The organism is Nocardia sp. NPDC058499, from assembly GCF_042719915.1.
Taxonomy (GTDB): Bacteria; Actinomycetota; Actinomycetes; order Mycobacteriales; family Mycobacteriaceae; genus Nocardia.
The window spans coordinates 517590-535110 of the sequence record NZ_JBHXMZ010000003.1; the positions used below are offsets into that span (position 1 = coordinate 517590).

A 17521-nucleotide genomic window follows, 5' to 3' on the forward strand; every position below is an offset into this window, starting at 1 on the left:
CCCTACTTCTGCAGTTTCTCGGTCGCTGCCAGCAGCACGCAGGTCGCCAATCCGTCCATGGCCTGCTCCAGCTCCGGCAGCGCCGGGAAACTGGGCGCGATCCGGATGTTCTTGTCCTCCGGATCCTTCTTGTACGGGAAGGCCGACCCGGCCGCGGTCAATGCGATACCGGCGTCCTTCGCCAGTTCGATGACCCGCGCCGCGGTGCCCTCGAGCACATCGAGGCTGACGAAATAACCGCCCTTGGGTTCGGTCCAGGAGGCCACCTTGGACGGGCCGAGGCGGTCCTCGAGGATCCGCAGCACCAGCGCGAACTTCGGTTCCAGGATGGCGCGGTGCTTCTGCATATGGGCCCGCACGCCGGCGGCATCGCTGAAGAAACGCAGATGCCGCAGCTGGTTGATCTTGTCCGGGCCGATGCTCTTCTTCGACGCGTGCCCCAGATACCAGTTCAGGTTCTCGGTCGAGGCGCCGAGGAAGCTCACCCCCGAACCGGCGAAGGTGATCTTCGAGGTGGAGGCGAAAACGAAGGGACGGTGCGGGTTTCCTGCCACCGCTGCGAGCCCGAGCACATCGGCCACCGGCGCGGCGGTATCGGTGAGCGGGTGCACGGCATAGGCGTTGTCCCAGAACAACCGGAAATCCGGCGCCGCGGCCGGCAGCGAAACCAGTTCCCGCACGACCTCTTCGGAGAACACCGCGCCGGTCGGGTTGGAGTAGTTGGGAACCGCCCACAAACCCTTGATCTGCGGATCGGCGGCCAGCAGTTCGGCGATCATCCGGGTATCGGGCCCGTTGGGGCCCATCGGCACCGTGATCATCTCGAAGCCCAGCGATTCGGTGATCGCGAAATGGCGGTCGTAGCCGGGGCTGGGGCACAGGAACTTCACCACGGGCTCGTCGGCCCACCGGCGCGGCGAATCGGGTAGGCCGTGCAGGGTGGCGTAGACGATGGTGTCATGCATCAGCTCGAGGCTGGCGTTGTTACCGGCGATCAGGTTGTCGACGCCGATACCGAGCAGTTCACCGAAGATGGCGCGTAGCTCCGGAAGCCCGTGCAGACCACCGTAGTTGCGGCAGTCGGTGCCGGTGCCGTCGCGGAAATCGCCGTCGCCGGGCAGCGACAGCATCGCGGAGGAGAGGGCGAGTTGTTCCGGCGAAGGCTTTCCCCGGGTCAGATCGAGGGTGAGCGCAGCGGCCTGCAGTGTCGCGTAGTTCGCGGACTGGAGTTCGTGCTCGGCGGCGAGTTCCTCGGGACTCATCAAACCGATCTGGGTTTGCCGGGGCATCCTGGACAGCCTTTCCAACGACCTGGTGGGTGAATGCACTTACGGGCGCCGGTGGTGCCGGGCGCCCCGGGCCACGTTACCCGGACGTCCACGACGGCTGGGAGGTGTTGGGATTCTCGGTGCCGATCGGGGAACATCACCGCGGCGGGCTCTCGTCCGGATATCCGATGAGCACGGTCCGGATTAAGGGGACCCCGCGCACCCGGCAGAGCCCGTTGACCCTTGCTGCCTTCCGGCCCTGGGGGAGTTCACAGGATGCGCGCCGCGCGGGATCCGTGGGCCAGTGTAGCCGCATCCGCCGACACCGCGCAGCGGGGGCCTCATCGCCGGAACGGGGCAGGAAGGCGACCCGGACCGGAACAGAAAACGGCCCCGCCGGTGGAATACTCCACGGACGGGGCCGGCTGCGGAGGATGCGGGATTCGAACCCGCGAGGGCTGTTAACCCAACCCGCGTTCCAGGCGAGCGCCATAGGCCACTAGGCGAATCCTCCGCCGAGCAGCATACCTGCCACCCCGGCGCATCGTGAAAACGCCCGCTCATTCCGGCCGCCACGCACGGTCCGCCACCACGACCACCCGGCCGATATAGCATGAATCACCTTACCCTGCAAGATATCCAATGCCCGAGCCCCGCTGAGCACCCAATTGTGACGGCCGTCGCGCCCGACCGCGGCGACGGTGCCATTATGGGCGCCGTGGATCCCCAGGTGATCGAGATCGTTCAGAGTTCCCCGGCCTGGTGGCAGTCGTGGCTGCCGCTGCTCGGTTCGCTCGCGCTCGGTGGTGCGGCTGTGATCGCCGTACTGGTCAACAATCGGACGAGCCGGGATGCGATCGCCGCCGCCGACGAGCGGGCTCAGCGGACCCTGTCCATCGCGGCCCAGCATCAGACCGCCAGCGCCGCGCAGCAGGCCGATTCCACCCGGCTACAGCTCGACGCGGCCCACTCCCAGGTGGAATCCGCCCATGCCGTGGCCCTGGTCCAGGCGAGCGAACACTGGCGCCGGGACGCTGTCGCCGGCGCGGTGGCCGATTCGCTGGGTATGTCCAGCCGTATCTGTCAAGCACTGCGCCGCGACGAGGACTGGACCGACGAACTGATCGGTGATCTGATCCATAACCTGGAAGCCGGCTCCGACCGGGCCAATGTGCTGCGGCTGGTCGGTTCGGATACGCACTACAAACAGTGGCGCCGGCTGGCCGATACGCTCTCCGACGTCCTGCTGTCGGCCCTCACCCTGCAGCGTAAGAAGCTGCAGGACGCCCCGCCGGAGGAGATCCGCGCGGCGCGGGACCACAAGACCCAGATGCTGGGCGAGGTACGCGTCGCCGAGCGCGACCTCATCGTCGCCACCCGCGAAGAACTGGGTATCGACCCGAACTGACCGGCCCATCAGGCCGGCATGCGCGCTACCACGAGGGCCGCGCCGGGCGGCGGTCACTCGTCAGTCCCGCAGTCGAGGCAGTTCACGCACGGCATCCCGTAGATGGCCGGCATAAGTGTCCGGATCCACAACCCCCGGGTCGGCGTGCACCGACAGCGTGACCGTTTCGCTCAGCCCGTGGATCCCATGGGTGAGATGCATCACCGAACCGAGCGCCGGGAATCCACCGGTGAACCGCACCGGCGCGCCACCGAAGGTCAGATCGGCCGGTCCCCGGTTCACGCTGGACACCACGGTATGCCCGGTGATCTGCTCGGGCGTGCTGTCGATCGGATAATCGCGCACGTCGCGGCGCAACAGCAGCGGCGGTAACACCGCATCGACGGCGTCCTGCGCATCGTGTAGCGGATGCCGGGCGCGTTCGCGGCGAGCGGCCAGTTCCGCCGCGATGGCCGCGGCCCGGCGCCGTAGGTCGGGTTCACCGGCGGCGAGGTCGACACCGAGGCCGCGATAGTTGTTCCGGACCCCGCGGCGCGGCGGCAGGGCCATCGGCACCTGCGCTCCCAGCCGCGTGACCTGCTCGCCCCGCCCCAGCAGATACCGCTCGAGTGCGATCGATACCGCCGTCAGACCGACCACCGTGACGCTGAATCCGGGCACACGGAAGGCCTCCGCCGGGCACACCAGCATCCGCACCGTATGCCCGGCCACCTCGGTGGGCCTGTTCAGCGGCCCGGGCGGATATCCGGGGCCCGGCGGCGGAACCCGGCCGGCAGCGGTGAGGGCCGCGAGTTCGTTCCGCGCCCGCGCGGCGGTTATGCCGCGCCGGACCGTCCGGGCGACACCTACCGGCAACGTCACGGCGGCCCGCAACGGAGCGAGACAGACCGCTGAAATCGCCGACAGCTTCGCGCCATGGAGCGTGGGCACCCGATCGGCGCAGGGCACCGCCGCGGGTTCGTTGTCGCCCGGGGAGGCGGACTCCGGAATTGCGTCACCGGCGGGATACTCGGGCCCGCCTCCGGTAGGCCGTGGGCGACCGGTCTCCGGCACCGGCTTGCTCCCGGATGCCGCGGGCGCGGGCTCCGGTGGCGTGAGGCCGGCGAAGAGGCCGCGGGCGATCCGCGAAGCACCGCGACCGTCGACCAGTGCGTGCGATATCTGAAGCACGACCACTGTCACCTGCGGGTCGGATACCGGACTGTCGCGGATACCGCGGAACATGTGCAGTCGCCAGGGAGCAACCTGCGCGTCGACACCGGTGCCGGTCAGTCGCCCGAGGGCGGCGAGTAGTTCCGGCCAATGGCGCGTGGGGAGCCGGTGCTGTCGGATGTGCGCCGCGGTGGGCTCGGCGGGTATCCACATCGGATAGGCCAGGCCCGTGGGATCGTCGTGTAATCGCAGCCGTAGTTCCGGAACGGCGGCGCACCGTTGCAGGATCTCGGCGTGTAATGCGCTGTCCGTGCGGGTGGACTCCGCGAAGCAGTAGAGCAGGAACTGGTCGTTGCGGGTACGCCGGGACAGCCAGTACATGGTGGCGTCGGGAGCTGCCAGCGAGATCACCGGCCCGACCCTAGACGCCACCGCGCCCCCTATCGCGGCCAGGCAACGGTTGCAGACAGGCAAAGGCCCCGGGCCGACCGGACCCGGGGCCGTACTGCCTGATATCGGGATAACCTCAGGCGCCGCGGCGATCTCCCGCCGACACGCCGGACAGGAACTCGGCCCATTCGCCGGGCGCGAAGGCCAGCACCGGCCCGTTGCCACGATCCTTGGTATCGCGGACCGCCACGTTGCCGTCTACGAGAAATGCCACCTCCACGCAGTTCCCGTCCGGGCCACTGTATGAGCTTTTCCGCCACACAGCACCCGTCATATCCACCTTCACGGCACTGCACTCCTTCGCTGCGTCGATAACGATATTGATTCCTGCATAGTTCTCGAACTAGCTGGTATCCGGTGGTGACACCGAATACTTCCGATGCACGCGCAGATAGCGAGCAAATTTCCGGTTTGCCGGGTTCGGTCTATCGGACTCGCACTGTCCGCGAACACACCTGACGCGGTGACTCAAACCCCTTGTGAGCGGCCCCGCATCCGGAAGACTAGCACCTCCATGGCTAATTTGCCCATATCTTGCCAACGGAGCCAATAGTCTTGTCAATTCCGCTAAGATGCGCCATTGCCATGCAATTGCGGACTTATAAGGATGACTTTGCTCGAAAATATCTGAAATGGTCTGGACGAATGATCGGGAAACGGCCGATGTGATTGTTACGTGATCGCTTATTCATCCTACGTCAATCCCCCTGGCGCACACTCCGCGCGCATGGAGCGCAATGATGGCCGCATGCCCGAACGCGATCGCGACGATCAGGGACGCGCCACCAACGCCCGGCCGCGCGACCGGCTGGGACGTCCACTACCACCGGGTTCGCCCGGAGTTCCGCGCATCCCCGACGATCTGGACCTGCCGCCCGGCGAGGCACTCGCCTACGCACAGCAACTCCTGGACCAGGGTCTGGCCTTCAACGCCCATGAGGTCCTGGAATCGGTCTGGAAGAACGGCCCGGCCGCCGAGCGCATGCTGTGGCAGGGCCTCGCGCAGTACGCGGTCGGATTGACCCATATCCAGCGCGGCAACCCCAAGGGCGCCCGGACACTGCTGAACCGCGCGATCGAGCGTATCCGGGCATTCGACCCCGCCGCCGCCGGCCATCCCGCCGGGGCACTCCCCTACGGTCTCGACGGACCGGGGCTCATCGCCCATGCCGAAGCGCTGCTGGCCGAACTGGACGAACAGATCCCGGCGCGACCGGGCACACCCACCGCGCTCGCCGAACGCGCCGGGCTCATGCCCCGGCTCACCGGCGACCTACCATGACAGCGATGCCCACCGACCCCGCGCCCAGTACGCCCACCGCCGGCGCCGGCCGGTACGCCCCGAGCCCCTCGGGGGATCTGCATCTCGGCAACCTGCGCACCGCCCTGCTGGCGTGGCTGTTCGCCCGCAGCACCGGCCGTCGCTTCGTACTCCGCGTCGACGACCTGGACCGGGTACGGCCGGGCGCCGAAGAACGCCAGCTCGGTGATCTCGCCGCCCTCGGCATCGACTGGGACGGCCCGGTACTGCACCAATCGGATCGACTGGGGCGCTACGACGCGGCCGTCGGCCGGCTCACCGAAGCGGGCCTGACCTACGAATGCTTCTGCACCAGGAAAGAGATCCAGCAGGCCGCCACTGCCCCGCACGGCCCCCAGGGCGCCTACCCGGGCACCTGCCGCGATCTCACCCCGGCCGAACGCGACGCCCGTCGCGCCGCCGGCCGCCCGGCCGCGCTCCGGTTGCGGGCGGCCCGCCGCGATTTCGAGATCACCGATCGCCTGCACGGAAAGTACCGCGGGCCGGTGGACGATCTGGTGCTCCGTCGCGGCGACGGGATCCCCGCATACAACCTGACGGTCGTGGTCGACGACGCCGAACACGGTATCGACCAGGTGGTGCGCGGTGACGATCTGCTGCCCTCCACTCCGCGGCAGGCCTATCTCGCCACCCTGCTCGGCCTACCGGTGCCCGAGTACGCGCACGTCCCGCTGGTGCTGAACACGACCGGACAGCGGCTGGCCAAACGTGACGGCGCGGTCACCCTCGCCGATCGGCGCCACCGCGGCGACTCGACGCGCGCGGTGGTCGCGATGTTGGCTGCCTCACTGGGCTTGTCGGGCGGCAGCGCGGACGAACTGCTCACCGGATTCGATCCCGGCCGACTGCCCCGAACGCCGTGGATACTGGACCCCGACAGCTTGGTGTGCGCGGCCGGCGGTCCGTAATCTGGCCTGCGACCGGGTCTTGATGATTTTCGAGTGCAGGCAGGCGAAATGACCAGTGGCGGGTACGACCCCAGCAACCATCCCCAGGCCGGGCAGCCGTACGGGCAGCCGCGGCAGTACGGCGCTCCCGGCCCGTACGCACCGCCGCCGGGCCCGGCCGGGCAGCAGCCGCCGCCTCCACAGCCCTACGGACAGCAGCCCCCGCCCCCGCCGCCGAATGAGCGGCCGCTGTATCAGCAGACCGTGCACCCGCAACCGCAGTACGGCGGCCACCGATACGGTCAGTTCGATCCCGCCTTCGGTGTACCGAGCAAGGTGTGGCCTCGATTCACCGCCCGGCTGATCGACAACCTGATCGTCGGGCTCCCGCTGGCGATCCTGCTGAATTTCGTCATCATGCCGAATATGAGTGGTCTGTCCGGTATGTCGGTCAGCTATGCGATCGTCTTCGCCGCCATCCTGCTGTACTTCGTGCTGATGGAGAGCCGGACCGGCGCGACACTGGGCAAAAGGATCATCGGCCTGAAGGTCGTGGCCCCCAACGGCGCACCCACCGTACCGCCGCTGGCGTCCCTGAAACGCAATGTCTACCTGGCCGTATCGATCATCCCGTGCCTCGGCTGGGTGGCCGGGCTCGCGCTGATGATCTACATGGCCGCCACCATGGACAAGGACCCCAACAAACAGGGCTGGCACGACAAACTCGCGGGCGGAACCCAGGTCCTGGAGGCCTGAGCGGAGCGGCTACGCAGACGCGGCGAAAATCAACACGACGTACAGCACCCACAGCACGATCCAGGCGACACCGACCCAGATCCCGCCCAGCGCCATACCGCGCCCCTGCTGACCGTTTTCCCGGATCTGGCCGAGCGCGATCACGCCCATGATGATTCCGGCGATGGCCCCGATACCGCAGCCGATACCCACCAGCGAGGCGATCAGCGAGGCGATCGCCAGCCCGTTGGTGCCGCCCTGGGCCGCCGGATAACCGTAGGGCTGATAGCCCATCGGATATCCCGGCCCCGGGGGCGTGCCGGGATACGACGGGTTCGCCGGATACGACGGGTTCGCAGGGTAGGCGGGCATCGCCGGGTAGGGGTTGGCCTGCGGGGCCGGCGTGGGCGGCACACCGTACGTCGGGGAGGCGGGCGGCGGCATGGGAGCGGGCGCCGGCGACGAGGGATACGACGGGTAACTGGACGGTTCGCCCGCGGACGGTTGTGCGTTCGCGGGATCCGACGATACGCCCGACCCCCCGTACTGCTTCCACCATTCGTCGGAGTTGCCGGGGTTCGTCATGTCTACACCCTATTCGAGAGTTTGATTGGATAGCCGGGTGGAAGACTCCAACAAACCCCCGTTACCCGGCAAGTCTGGACACCCCGCGCCCGTTCACGTGGCATTCGCCCAGGTGGCGCGGGGGTACTACACGCCGATCGTCGTATTCTTCACCGCCACACTGCTCATCTCCAATATCTGCGCGACCAAGGGCGTGCAGTTCTTCTCCGGTAGTTCGCTGAGCCTGGGCCCCCTCGAGGTCCTGCCCATCACCACCGACGCCGCCTTCTTCCTGTTCCCCCTGGCCTACGTTCTCGGTGATGTGCTGAGCGAGGTCTACGGTTTCCGGGCCACCCGGCACGCCGTGTTCTACGGTTTCACCGCCCTGCTCGTCATGGTGGTGTGCTTCGCCGTCGCGATCCATTTGCCGCCGGCGGTGTTCTACGAGAACCAGGAGGCGTTCCGCAGCGTTATCGGCACCACCCCGCAGCTGGTGGCGGCCGGGCTCGCGGGCTATGTCGTGGGCCAGCTGCTCAACTCCGCGACCCTGGTACTGATCAAGGAACGCACCCGCGAGAAATACCTGTGGGCCCGCCTGATCGGGTCGACGGTGGTGGGTGAACTCGCCGACACTCTGATCTTCTGTTCCATCGCGGCCACCGCGATCGGGATCGACAGCTGGAGTCAGTTCGTCAACTACGTGATCATCGGTTTCCTGTGGAAAACCCTGGTCGAGGTCCTGATGCTCCCGGTGACCTACCAGGTCATCGGTCTACTCAAGAAACACGAACCCACCTACGCCCCTCGCGAGACCACCCCTCTGCGCTCCTGACCCGGATAGTCCAGTCCAGGGCGGGCCCGCCCTGGACTGGACTGACGGAGCAGGCGAAGCGGAGCAGGGAACAGGAGGGTTCGCCGGGACAGCAACCGGATCGAGCGCAGATCAAGGCGCCGTGATCCGCCCCTGCCAGCGCCCCATCGTCTCCGCCCGGAACTCATCGAAATACCCACCATCGATACTGGCCCGGATGCGGTCGACCAGCCGAATCGTGAACCGCTCGTTGTGAATCGTGCACAGCGTCGAAGCCAGCATCTCCTTGGCCTTGAACAGGTGGTGGATATAGGCGCGGGTGTAGTGCGCGCAGGTGTAGCAGTCGCAGGTGTCGTCGATCGGGGTGAAATCCCGTTTGAACCGCAGAGTATCGATGTTGAAGCGGCCGGCGTCCACATAGATTCCGCCGTTGCGTCCCACTCGGGAGGGGTTCACACAGTCGAAGGTGTCCGCGCCTGCCTCGATCGCGGCGAACATATCCTCCGGTTCGCTGATTCCCAGCATATGACGCGGTTTGTCCTCGGGCAGCTCGTCACAGCACCAGCCGACGATGGTGCCGAGATTGTGTTTCTCCAGCGCGCCGCCGATACCGTAGCCGTCGAATTCGGTGCCCGCGGCGCCGCGGATCTCGGCGAGATCGCGAGAAGCCTTACGCCGCAGGTCCTCGTACTGAGCACCCTGCACCACCGCGAACAGCGCCTGATAGGGCCGGTGGGTGCGGGCGGCGGTCAGCCGTTCGTGTTCATCGATACAGCGCTGCGCCCACTGATGGGTGCGCTGTACCGATTTCTCCTGGTAGCCGCGGGTGTTCATCAGGGTGGTGAGTTCGTCGAAGGCGAACATGATGTCGGCGCCCAGCTGATGCTGGATCCCCATGGACACTTCCGGCGTGAACCGGTGTTTCGACCCGTTCAGATGCGACCGGAAGGTGACTCCCTCGTCGTCCACGGTGGCCAGCCGTTCCTTGCCCTTGGCGATCACATCGTCGTTCTGTACGTCGACGGTTTCCATCGCCAGCACCTTTTTGAACCCGACGCCCAGCGACATCACCTGGAATCCGCCGCTGTCGGTGAAGGTGGGGCCGGGCCAGTTCATGAACGCCGCCAGCCCACCGGCCTCGTCGACGATATCCGGGCCGGGCTGCAGATACAGGTGATAGGCGTTGGCGAGCAGGGCCTGCGCCCCGAGGTCGCTCATCGCCTCGGGCAGCACGGCCTTCACCGTCGCCTTGGTCCCCACCGGGATGAAGGCGGGCGTGGCGACGGCACCGTGCGGGGTCTGGATAACTCCCGTCCGGCCGTGCCGGCCGTCGAGGCGGGTACCGATACTGAAGGAGAAGCCGGCGCTGTCGGACACGCCGATATCCTCGCAGGCAGCGTTCACCGGTCCTGAGCGAGGGCCTCCGTGGTTTCCTTCGCCACCCGGGCCTGACTCGGTCCAGGCCCGGGATCAAGCTTCGACCGCAGCCGCCGCGAACTGCGAGTTGTAGAGGCGGTAGTACGCGGCCTGCCGCGCCAGCAGTTCCTCGTGGGTGCCCTGTTCGACGATATGACCGTCCTCCATCACCACGATCAGGTCGGCGTCGCGGATGGTGGAGAGCCGGTGGGCGATGACGAAACTGGTGCGATCACGGCGCAGTTCCGCGGTGGCCTGCTGCACCAGTAGTTCGGTGCGGGTGTCCACGGAACTGGTGGCCTCGTCCAGTACCAGGATCGTGGGTTTGGCGAGGAACGCGCGGGCGATGGTGATCAGCTGTTTCTCGCCCGCGCTGACCCCGGTGCCCTCTTCGTCGATCACGGTGTCGTACCCGGCGGGCAGCGAATGCACGAAGCGATCCACGTAGGCGGCACGGGCGGCGTCGAGGATATCGGCCTCGCTCGCGTCCGGATCGCCGTAGGCGATGTTCTCCTTGATGGTGCCCTTGAACAGCCAGGTGTCCTGCAGCACCATGCCGATCCGGGAACGCAGCCTGTCGCGGCCGATATCGGTGATATCGACCCCGTCGATGCTGATCACGCCGGAATCCAGTTCGTAGAACCGCAGCAGCAGATTGACCAGCGTGGTCTTCCCGGCGCCCGTGGGTCCGACGATGGCCACCACGTGTCCCGGTTCGGCCACCAGTGAAAGGTCGTCGATCACCGGAGTCTGCGGTTCGTACCGGAACGAGACGTCGGCGAATTCCACGCGACCGCGCTCGGGTGGCGCGGCGGGTTCCCGAACCGGGTCCGGGCTCTGTTCCTCGGCGTCCAGGATTTCGAAGATCCGCTCCGCCGAGGCCACGCCCGACTGCAGCAGGTTCGCCATGGCCCCGATCTGAGTGAGCGGCTGGCTGAACTGGCGTGAGTACTGGATGAACGCCTGCACCTCCCCCAGCGACAGCTGGCCGGAGGCGACCCGCAGACCGCCGATGAGGGCGACCAGCACATAGTTCAGGTTCCCCAGGAACATCGACGACGGCATGATCAGCCCGGAGATGAACTGTGCCTTGAAGCTGGACTGGTACAGATGCTCGTTGCGCTCGTCGAACTCCGCGCCGACCTGCTTGCTGCGACCGAACGCGGTGACCACCTCGTGCCCGGTGTAGGCCTCCTCCACCTGGGCGTTCACGAGTCCGGTGTACTTCCACTGGTCCACGAAATGCGGTTTGGACCGTTTGGCGATCTGCGCCGTCACGATGATCACCGCGGGCACCGTCAGCAGGGCGATGAGCGCGAGCAGCCATGAAATCCAGAACATCATCCCGAGAATGCCGAGCACGGTGAGCAGCGAGATCAGCAGCTGGCTCATCGTCTGCTGCAGGCTCTGCGAAATGTTGTCGACATCGTTGGTGACCCGGCTGAGCACATCGCCGCGGGGTGCGGAATCGAAGTAGCTCAGCGGCAGCCGGTGGATCTTGTCCTCCACATCGGCGCGCAACCGTTTGATGATGCGGTTGATCAGGTTGTTGAGCAGATAGGCCTGCAACCAGCCGAAAAGTGCGGCGCCCAGATACAACACCAGCACCAGGGTCAGTACCCGGCCGACGGCGTCGAAGTCGATTCCGGCACCCGGTACGACCGCCATCCCCGACAGCATGTCGGCGAAGGTGTCCTGGCCCTGCGCCCGCAGGCCGGCGATGGCTTCTTCCTTGCTCAGCCCCGCGGGCAGCTGCCGGCCGACCACACCGTCGAAGATCAGGTTGGTGGCCTTGCCCAGCAGGTAGGGGCCCGCAATATTGAGCACCACGGAGACGACGCCGAGCGCGACGATGACCGCCACCAGCATGCGTTCCGGTGCGAGCCTGCCCACCAGCCGTTTCAGCGAGGGTTTGAACGATTTCGGTTTCGCATCGGGGGCGCCCGGCGTACCCGGTCTCATCGCGCTTCCTCCACACTCAGCTGGGATTCCACGATCTCCCGGTATTCGGCGCAGTCGCGGACCAGCTGATCGTGGGTGCCGAGACCGACCATGGCGCCGTCCTCGAGTACCACGATCTGGTCGGCGTCGCGGATGGTGGCGATCCGCTGGGCGACGATGATCACCGCGGCGTTCGCCGTTTCCGGCCGCAGGGCCGCCCGCAGCCGCGCGTCGGTGGCGACGTCGAGTGCGGAGAAGGAATCGTCGAACAGGTAAACCCGCGGCCGGCGCACGAGGGCGCGGGCGATGGCCAGCCGCTGCCGCTGCCCGCCAGAGACCGTGGTGCCGCCCTGCGCCACCGGTGTGTCCAGGCCCTGCGGCATGGCCCGGACGAAATCGGCGGCCTGGGCGATCTCCAGGCAGCGCCACAGTTCCTCGTCGCTTGCCTCCGGATCGCCGTAGCGCAGATTGCTCGCCACGGTGCCGGAGAACAGGTAACCCTTCTGCGGTACCAGCGCGATCCGGGTCCGCAGCTCGTTCAGGTCGAGGTCGCGGACGTCGGTGCCGCCGAGCAGGACGGCGCCTTCGGTGGCGTCCATGAGCCGCGGAATCAGGTTCAACAGGGTGGTTTTACCCGCGCCGGTCGATCCGACGACGGCGGTGGTCTGCCCGGGTTCCACCCGGAAGTCGATGGCGCGCAGCACCGGCTGTTCGGCGCCCGGGTAACTGAACCCGGCGTCGCGGACCTGCACCTGGGCGGGGTCGCCCTGGAAGGGCTGCGGGTGCTCGGGTGAGCGCACCGACGATTCGGTGTTCAATACCTCGGAGATCCGGTCCGCCGAGACCGCGGCGCGCGGCGCCATCATGGCCAGGAACGAAGCCATCATGACCGCCATCAGGATCTGCATGATGTAGGACAGCAGCGCCGTCAGCGATCCGATCTGCATCTCGCCGGCGTCGATCGCCTTTCCGCCGAACCAGATCACGGCAACCGAGGTGACATTGCTGATCAGCATGACCGTCGGGAACATCAGCGCCATCAACCGCCCGACCCGCACCGAGATATCGGTGAGTTCGGTATTGGCCACCTCGAAACGCCAGACCTCGAGCCGTTCGCGGACGAACGCGCGCACCACCCGGATACCGGTGATCTGCTCGCGCAGCACCCGGTTGACCTCGTCGAGCCGGGTCTGCATCAGGCGGAACGCGGGCACCATCCGGGCGATGATCAAACCCATGCTCAGCGCCAGCGCGGGCACCGCGATCAGCAGCAACCAGGACAGGCCCAGATCCTCGCGCAGCGCCATCACGACGCCGCCGATGCACATGATCGGCGCCATCACCGCCACCGTCGAGGCCATGACGACGAGCAACTGCACCTGCTGCACATCGTTGGTGTTGCGGGTGATCAGCGACGGCGCACCGAACATTCCCACCTCACGGGCCGAGAAGGTGTTCACCCGGTGCAGCAGCGCGGCGCGCAGATCGCGCCCCGCACCCATCGCGGCCTGCGCGGCGAGAAGAACCGAGGAGGCCGAGGCGACGATCTGGACTCCCGAAACGGCCAGCATCCGCAGGCCCGCGGTCCAGATATAGCCGATATCGCCCTTGGTGATGCCCTCGTCGATCAGGTCGGCGTTCAGGCTGGGCAGGTACAGCATGGCGATCACCGAGATCAGCTGCAGTACCACGATCCCGGCCAGCTGTTTCCGGTACGGGACGAGGAAGTCGCGGAGCAGTCTGATCAGCATGATGACCGAACGCTACCGTCTGGTTTTGCGGATCGCCCGGCAATTTCCGGCGGGTCCGGCGGGGCCGGATCGCCGGGTTCGCGGCGGGCCCAGGCGCCGGGGTCGGCGGTGAGGGCCGCCACGAAATCCGGTAGCGCGCCGCCGGCGATATCGGCCAGCGTCACGTTCTCCAGGACGGCCCGGATATTCACCCGCAACGCGATCCACACCTGCTGCAGCGGTTCGGCCGCCCTCGGATACCGCACCTCCTCGGGACGCAGCCCGCGTACCGACGCGAGGGGTCCCTCGATCGCCCGGATCACATCGGCGATCGAGATGGCGTGCGCCGGGCGGGCCAGCCGATAGCCGCCGTCGGGCCCGCGCCGGCTCGTCACCAGTCCCGCCCGGCGCAGCTCGGCGAGGACGCTCTCCAACACTTTGGGCGCGATCTGCTGGCCGGCCGCGATGGCCTCCGCCTTCACGGCCGCGGCCTGATCGGCTGCCGTGATCTCGAGCAGTGTGCGCACGGCATGGTCCACCCTCGCGGTGATGTGCACGACCAACCTGACCTTTCACTCCGCCAGCGCTGCGAGCGCGGCGTCCAGCAGCGTCGACTCCACCACATCATCCCCCGCGTCCGGTGCTATCTCGTTCGAAACCAGGGCGACGGTCACCACCTCCAAGGCCGCACCGGCCCGCAGCAGCCGTACCGGTGTGGGCTCCGGGCCGGCCAGCCAGTTGCGAACGACCTTGTGGGCGTCCACGATCACCGGGTACTGATCGGCCACCGCGTTGATGATGGCCACCGCGTTGCGGACCATCATTTCCCCGGCATCCCGGTTCCGGATCATGGCCCGGATATAACTGCGCAACACCGCGCGGCGGCTCTCGGCGTCGGGCGCCGGCATCGCTTCGACCTCGTCGGCCAATGCCCGTAATTCGTCCAGCAGTGGATTGATGACGGCGACCAGAAGGTCGAGTTTGGACGAATAGTGATAGTAGAGCGATGGTTTTGTGATTCCGACCGCATCTGCTACTTCCCGCAGGCTGGCCTGTTCGAAACCCTTGTTCACGAACAGGCGCACGGCGGCGTCCAGGATCGCCTTCTTGGTGTCCCGACCTGCGGTAACGTGGTCGCCGGTACGCCGATTCGCCATGCTCGATCCTCTCGTTCTCCCGGCCCTCACACGCGGCAGGCCGCCGGAAGTCGAGCTTGTTCCTCCGTTTAACCTACCGGTAGTCTACCTACCGTACGGTAGATAAAAGGCGTCCACCGTGTAGGCGGATCCATACCGATTACGCGACCCGAGGCCGAAGCCTCCCCCGCGCGATCCGGTCCGCGAAAACGACGCCGGCCGTCAGTTCGTCACAGCAGAAGCACATACGACCAAACCGTTTCGGCCTCGCCAAGGAGAAATCCCTCGTGTCCGTATTCCTGTACAGATGGGGAAAGTTCGCTTTCCGCCGGAAGTGGATAGTGCTGCCCATATGGGCGCTGATACTGGTCCTACTCGGCGGGGCGGCAGGTGCGCTGGCCAAACCGTTCCAGGACAGCTTCGAGATGCCGGGTCTGCCCTCGGAACGGGCCACGGCGATCCTCGAAGAACATATGCCGCAGATGGCCTCGATGTTCAGCATCGACGCCGTCACCGGTCAATATGTCATCGCCGCACCGAACGGCACGCTGACCGACGAACCCAATATGGCAGCGCTGGACGCGCTGGTCCAGCGGCTGAACGAACTCGATATCGTCGACCACAGCGAACCGGTCGTCAACCCGGTCACCGCGACCGCGATGATGCCGGCCAGCCAGGAGGCCGCGGCGGAACAGGCCGCGGCAGCGGCGACCCTCGAACCCGGCCGGGCCCCGCCCATGCCGGAACCGAACTGCCTCGACGGTCAGAGCTCACCTGACTTCAAGGCACTGTGTGGTGGCGCCCCGCTGAACGTGCTCAGCGAAGACCGGCCGCAAACGGTCGCCGTGATCGATGTGAAGTTCACGATGCCGACCTTCGCCGATATCACCGAGGAACACCGGCAGACCGCCGAGGCCATCGCCCAGGAGGGCCGCAACGCCGGACTCACCGTCGAGATGAGCGGCGCCATCGCGCAGACCCAGCCCGAGACGGGGCAGGCCGAGATGATCGGTATCGGGGTCGCGCTGATCGTCATGATCATCGCCTTCGGCGCCATCGTGGCCGCGTTCGTCCCGATCATCACCGGAATCGTCGGCGTCGCCTGCGCGGGCGCACTCATCCTGACCGGAACCTCGCTCACCGAGGTCCCGACCTTCACCCCGATCCTGGCGTCGATGATCGGCCTGGCGCTGTCCATCGACTACGCCCTGTTCATCGTCTCGCGCTACAAACACGAACTCGTCGTCCAGGATTCGCCGGAGGAAGCCGCGGGTGTCGCGGTGGGCACCGCCGGTTCGGCCGTTGTCTTCGCCGGGCTCACCGTGGTGGTCGCGCTACTCGGCCTGTCTGTGGTCGGTATCAGCTTCCTCACCGCCATGGGTATCGGCGGCGCCATAGCGGCCGGGTTCGCCGTACTCGCGGCCACCACCCTGATGCCGGCCCTGCTCGGCGCGCTCGGTAAATCACTGTTCAAACCGAAACTGCCGCTGATCGCCCAGCACGATCCCGAAGACGACACCTCGGTCACCAACGGGATGCGTTTCGCGCGGCTCATCGCCCGGGTACCGGTGCTCACGCTGATCATCAGTGCGATCGTCCTCGGCGCGCTGGCCGCCCCGGCGGCCCAGCTCAGCCTCGGCCTGCCCGGCGGCGACAGCATGCCGGAGGACTCCTCGGTCCGGAAGGCCTACGAACTGCAGACCGCGGGCTTCGGCGAAGGCAAGAACGGCATGCTCGTGGTGGCGGTCGATCTCTCCGAAACCCCCGCCGACCAGCGCGATGCCGCACTGACCGCACTGCGCGATCAACTGGCGGGCTATGACGGCGTGGATTACCTCAGCGTCGCGCAGCCGAGCCAGGACGGGCAGGCCGCGCTGTTCCAGGTGGTTCCCGAATCCGGGCCCAACAGTGCGGAAACACAGGATCTGGTCGAACACGCCCGCGATGCCGAGGCCGCGCTGCAGGATCAGTACGGCATGGAATACGGCATCACCGGCCAGACGGCCATCTACGCCGATGTCAACAGCGTGCTGCTCGACAGCATCATCCCGTACATGGCCATCGTCGCGGTGGCGGCATTCATCCTGCTGCTACTGGTGTTCCGGTCGATCCTGGTACCGCTCACCGCCGCGCTCGGCTTCCTGCTCTCGATGGCCGCGACCTTCGGTGTCACGGTGCTGATCTTCCAGGAGGGTGCCTTCGGCCTGGTCGACGACACCCATCCGATCATCAGCTTCCTACCCATCGTGCTGATCGGCCTGGTGTTCGGCCTGGCCATGGACTACCAGGTGTTCCTGGTGACCCGGATGCGCGAGGAATACGTGCACGGCAAGGAACCGAAACAGGCGATGGTCGACGGCTACCATCACGGCGCCCGCGTGGTCGCCGCGGCGGCCGTCATCATGATCTCGGTCTTCGGCGGTTTCATGCTCTCGCCCGATATCACCTCCAAATCCATGGGCTTCGCACTGGCAGCGGGCGTTTTCTTCGACGCCTTCCTGGTGCGGATGGTGCTGATCCCGTCACTGCTGGTACTGCTCGGCAAATGGGCCTGGTGGATGCCGGCCTGGCTGGACCGGATCCTGCCCGATATCGACGTCGAAGGGACGAAGCTGCGCGAACTACAGGAACGCGCCAAGACGAAGTCCGTCGAGGAACCCGCCGGGGTCTGATCCAGGCGATACGCAACCGGCCGGCACCTG

15 protein-coding genes, 1 tRNA gene and 1 other RNA gene are annotated in these 17521 nt (G+C 66.8%); 6 read left to right on the forward strand and 11 right to left on the reverse strand.

Translation table 11 applies throughout. From position 1 onward, the window contains the following. Nucleotides 1–2 precede the first annotated feature (2 nt). From ACFWPH_RS12580 to ACFWPH_RS12590, 3 genes are all read right to left on the reverse strand, one after another. Nucleotides 3–1289 carry an aminotransferase class I/II-fold pyridoxal phosphate-dependent enzyme gene (locus ACFWPH_RS12580; protein WP_378750312.1) on the reverse strand — a complete coding sequence of 429 codons (1287 nt, stop codon included), beginning with the start codon at nucleotides 1287–1289 and terminating at the stop codon, nucleotides 3–5. A 183-nt stretch (nucleotides 1290–1472) separates the two neighbouring features. Continuing rightward, nucleotides 1473–1567: signal recognition particle sRNA small type (ffs, locus tag ACFWPH_RS12585), an RNA gene on the reverse strand. 129 nt (nucleotides 1568–1696) lie between these two features. Beyond that, nucleotides 1697–1782: transfer RNA gene (locus tag ACFWPH_RS12590), tRNA-Ser, on the reverse strand. Between the two features lie 216 nt (nucleotides 1783–1998). On the opposite strand from ACFWPH_RS12590, the gene ACFWPH_RS12595 reads away from it, so the two are divergent. Further along, nucleotides 1999–2676 (forward strand): hypothetical protein, encoded by a 678-nt coding sequence (locus tag ACFWPH_RS12595; protein WP_378750314.1) that lies wholly within the window; start codon nucleotides 1999–2001, stop codon nucleotides 2674–2676. A gap of 60 nt (nucleotides 2677–2736) precedes the next feature. On the opposite strand, the gene ACFWPH_RS12600 is transcribed toward ACFWPH_RS12595, so the two are convergent. Both ACFWPH_RS12600 and ACFWPH_RS12605 read right to left on the reverse strand, forming a co-directional pair. Then, nucleotides 2737–4239 carry a wax ester/triacylglycerol synthase domain-containing protein gene (locus tag ACFWPH_RS12600; protein ID WP_378750316.1) on the reverse strand — a complete coding sequence of 501 codons (1503 nt, stop codon included), beginning with the start codon at nucleotides 4237–4239 and terminating at the stop codon, nucleotides 2737–2739. A 115-nt stretch (nucleotides 4240–4354) separates the two neighbouring features. Continuing rightward, nucleotides 4355–4552, reverse strand: coding sequence for a DUF397 domain-containing protein (locus ACFWPH_RS12605; protein WP_280414180.1), 198 nt, complete (start codon nucleotides 4550–4552; stop codon nucleotides 4355–4357). A gap of 474 nt (nucleotides 4553–5026) precedes the next feature. Between ACFWPH_RS12605 and ACFWPH_RS12610 the strand changes: the two genes are divergently transcribed. The 3 genes from ACFWPH_RS12610 to ACFWPH_RS12620 are packed head-to-tail and all read left to right on the forward strand — an operon-like array spanning nucleotide 5027 to nucleotide 7242. Then, nucleotides 5027–5560: a DUF309 domain-containing protein gene (locus ACFWPH_RS12610; RefSeq protein ID WP_280414174.1), complete on the forward strand. Its 534-nt coding sequence runs from the start codon at nucleotides 5027–5029 to the stop codon at nucleotides 5558–5560. Next, nucleotides 5557–6507 (forward strand): tRNA glutamyl-Q(34) synthetase GluQRS, encoded by a 951-nt coding sequence (gene gluQRS, locus ACFWPH_RS12615; RefSeq protein ID WP_378750318.1) that lies wholly within the window; start codon nucleotides 5557–5559, stop codon nucleotides 6505–6507. The genes ACFWPH_RS12610 and gluQRS overlap by 4 nt, the downstream gene beginning before the upstream one ends. 33 nt (nucleotides 6508–6540) lie before the next feature. Further along, nucleotides 6541–7242: an RDD family protein gene (locus tag ACFWPH_RS12620; protein WP_378750320.1), complete on the forward strand. Its 702-nt coding sequence runs from the start codon at nucleotides 6541–6543 to the stop codon at nucleotides 7240–7242. Nucleotides 7243–7251: 9 nt separating this feature from the next. Here ACFWPH_RS12620 and ACFWPH_RS12625 read toward each other — a convergent pair whose 3' ends face one another. After that, nucleotides 7252–7806 (reverse strand): DUF4190 domain-containing protein, encoded by a 555-nt coding sequence (locus tag ACFWPH_RS12625; protein WP_378750322.1) that lies wholly within the window; start codon nucleotides 7804–7806, stop codon nucleotides 7252–7254. A 37-nt stretch (nucleotides 7807–7843) separates the two neighbouring features. On the opposite strand from ACFWPH_RS12625, the gene ACFWPH_RS12630 reads away from it, so the two are divergent. Next, nucleotides 7844–8617 carry a queuosine precursor transporter gene (locus ACFWPH_RS12630; protein ID WP_378750324.1) on the forward strand — a complete coding sequence of 258 codons (774 nt, stop codon included), beginning with the start codon at nucleotides 7844–7846 and terminating at the stop codon, nucleotides 8615–8617. 111 nt (nucleotides 8618–8728) lie between these two features. Here the strand turns inward: ACFWPH_RS12630 and tgt are convergent, their stop codons facing one another. From tgt to ACFWPH_RS12655, 5 genes are all read right to left on the reverse strand, one after another. Then, complete coding sequence (gene tgt / locus ACFWPH_RS12635) at nucleotides 8729–9973, reverse strand: tRNA guanosine(34) transglycosylase Tgt (RefSeq protein ID WP_378750326.1); 1245 nt, start codon at nucleotides 9971–9973, stop codon at nucleotides 8729–8731. 93 nt (nucleotides 9974–10066) lie between these two features. Then, nucleotides 10067–11974, reverse strand: coding sequence for an ABC transporter ATP-binding protein (locus tag ACFWPH_RS12640; protein WP_378750328.1), 1908 nt, complete (start codon nucleotides 11972–11974; stop codon nucleotides 10067–10069). Continuing rightward, nucleotides 11971–13704, reverse strand: coding sequence for an ABC transporter ATP-binding protein (locus tag ACFWPH_RS12645; RefSeq protein ID WP_378750330.1), 1734 nt, complete (start codon nucleotides 13702–13704; stop codon nucleotides 11971–11973). Before ACFWPH_RS12645 ends, ACFWPH_RS12640 begins: the two co-directional genes overlap by 4 nt. Next, a complete protein-coding gene (locus ACFWPH_RS12650; protein WP_378750332.1) occupies nucleotides 13698–14240 on the reverse strand; it encodes an RrF2 family transcriptional regulator in 543 nt (180 codons plus the stop codon). Before ACFWPH_RS12650 ends, ACFWPH_RS12645 begins: the two co-directional genes overlap by 7 nt. Nucleotides 14241–14255: 15 nt before the next feature. Further along, complete coding sequence (locus tag ACFWPH_RS12655) at nucleotides 14256–14840, reverse strand: TetR/AcrR family transcriptional regulator (RefSeq protein ID WP_378750334.1); 585 nt, start codon at nucleotides 14838–14840, stop codon at nucleotides 14256–14258. A gap of 266 nt (nucleotides 14841–15106) precedes the next feature. Here ACFWPH_RS12655 and ACFWPH_RS12660 point away from each other — a divergent pair, with 266 nt between their 5' ends. Then, a complete protein-coding gene (locus tag ACFWPH_RS12660; RefSeq protein WP_378750336.1) occupies nucleotides 15107–17491 on the forward strand; it encodes an MMPL family transporter in 2385 nt (794 codons plus the stop codon). Nucleotides 17492–17521 lie beyond the last annotated feature (30 nt).

Coding starts and splice junctions, on each gene's coding strand:
- ACFWPH_RS12580 (WP_378750312.1), bottom strand. CDS start 1,289: ATGCCCCGGCAAACCCAGATCGGTTTGATGAGTCCCGAGGAACTCGCC.
- ACFWPH_RS12605 (WP_280414180.1), bottom strand. CDS start 4,552: ATGACGGGTGCTGTGTGGCGGAAAAGCTCATACAGTGGCCCGGACGGG.
- ACFWPH_RS12610 (WP_280414174.1), top strand. CDS start 5,027: ATGCCCGAACGCGATCGCGACGATCAGGGACGCGCCACCAACGCCCGG.
- gluQRS (WP_378750318.1), top strand. CDS start 5,557: ATGACAGCGATGCCCACCGACCCCGCGCCCAGTACGCCCACCGCCGGC.
- ACFWPH_RS12625 (WP_378750322.1), bottom strand. CDS start 7,806: ATGACGAACCCCGGCAACTCCGACGAATGGTGGAAGCAGTACGGGGGG.
- ACFWPH_RS12640 (WP_378750328.1), bottom strand. CDS start 11,974: ATGAGACCGGGTACGCCGGGCGCCCCCGATGCGAAACCGAAATCGTTC.
- ACFWPH_RS12645 (WP_378750330.1), bottom strand. CDS start 13,704: ATGCTGATCAGACTGCTCCGCGACTTCCTCGTCCCGTACCGGAAACAG.
- ACFWPH_RS12655 (WP_378750334.1), bottom strand. CDS start 14,840: ATGGCGAATCGGCGTACCGGCGACCACGTTACCGCAGGTCGGGACACC.